This window comes from Mesorhizobium sp. WSM4848 (assembly GCF_055811375.1).
In genome coordinates this window covers 1-1,716 of sequence record NZ_JBVVPX010000088.1, presented here as the reverse complement: position 1 = coordinate 1,716, position 1,716 = coordinate 1, and the positions used below count along the sequence as shown (strand labels likewise).

The following is a 1,716-nucleotide window of genomic DNA, read 5'->3' as shown; positions in this document are numbered from 1 at the left end:
GTGCCACCGGCTATCCCCATTTGTCCTACGAACACCGGGACCTTATCGATAAGGCGATCGCCCACGCTGCGGCTCAGCAAAAATATAGCGAGAGCACGGTCCTAAAATACAGGTATGCACTTCGCCGATTGGCAAATGATCTCGGCGCTCGTGGCCAAGCGACTGATCTAAGAAATCACCAATCCTTGGTCGATCACCTCGATGCTTTCTTTCCGAAAAACGATGATATGAAGAGGGCCTTGAACGTCCTGCGTGCCTATCATGAGCCGGGCTATTCAGCGACTGTAGGTGCCCCGGCTAACCGCTATCCCCATCTGTCCGACGAACACCGGGATGTGATTGATAAGGCGATCGCCCATGCTGAGGCTCAGCAACACCATAGCGCGCAGACGCTCCGAATATACTCGTATGCGCTTCGCCGATTGGCGAATGATCTCGGCGCTCGTGGCCAAGCGACTGATCTAAGAGATCACCAATCCCTGGTCGATCACCTCGAGACCTTCTTTCCGAAAAACACTGACATAAAGGATATAAGGCCGGCGTTGAACGTCCTGCGTGCGTATCATGATCCGGGCTATTCAGCGACTGGCCGGTGGCCAGTGACGGTGCCGTCAAAGGCAGACGCGCATGTCTTGGAACAAGTGACCAGTGACAGCAGCTTGGCCTCAAGCACCCGTGTTGTCTATGGTCGTAGTCTTCGCAGATTTTCTGAGGCGCTTGAGAGGCGGGGCCGGACGATCTCTGGGCTGGATCATGATTCGCGGATCGAATTCGCCGAGGTGTTGTTTCCAGGCAACGATTATCTCCGCTTGGCGCTGGAACGGGTTCGCGATGCGGAGCCCGCGTCAGACAGGATCGTGGCGGGCGCTTTCGCAGCGGCCGGCTCTGGACACGCCGGAGTTGAGGCCGCCGCCCCGCCAGCGTTAGCGGCCAGCCAACACCGGCCCTGGCCGGGTGCGCTTGACCAGGGCAACCTCCTGCCACCCGAGCGGTTCATCATCAACAATGAACATTCGACAGCGCCGTTGCGGCCAGCGGAGAGGCAGTGGGCCCTGAATACGCCGCAAGCCGCCGCTATTCAGCAGCCGCCGAGCGAAATCGACAATTCAGGCGGCCGCGTGCCGATGCAGCCCCCCATGCAGCACTTGGGTGAATTGCCATTGGCAGGGGTACCTGTTCAAGGCACAGGGTCCGAACACATTGGAAGCCTGCATGCGGAGGCCGGGCCCTTTGCAAGGTCTGAGGCGACCCCCGCTGCGATCGAGAACTCCATAAACGTCTCATTCACCGTCCCTGAAGGCTTCTCCCATGGGACTCAACGCGTCCCAGACGCGATGCTCTCTTCTTTGTACCATTATGGCCTGTTGCCGGACGCGGACCAGCCGGAATGGAACTACGAGATCAAAGGTCAGGGCTACACCGCCCGGAGGCCAGAGGGAGGCAACGACGTTTGGCCTGTCCATCGCGGTGCGATGAGGGAAGCTGCAGCGGCGGCAGTACCGGCAAGGGCTCCAGGACACGCCTTGCCTACGACCGCGAGGCTGTCAGACACCTATCGCGGTGTTCCGTTAGTCGATCTGACCACCTCTTCCGATGCTCGGATCGGAGCTTTTCCGTCAGGCTCGTCCAACCTCCCCCAGGGGGCGGTGCTCGGCGCCGACCTGCTGGGCGACGCCCATATCCACAGGGATTACCAGTTGCTGGAGCAGAACCTGC

1 pseudogene is annotated in these 1,716 nt (G+C 59.8%); it reads left to right on the top strand.

The features are described 5' to 3' along the window. A pseudogene (locus AC0L16_RS33365) lies at window positions 1–1,716 on the top strand (Ulp1 family isopeptidase); the annotation flags it as partial.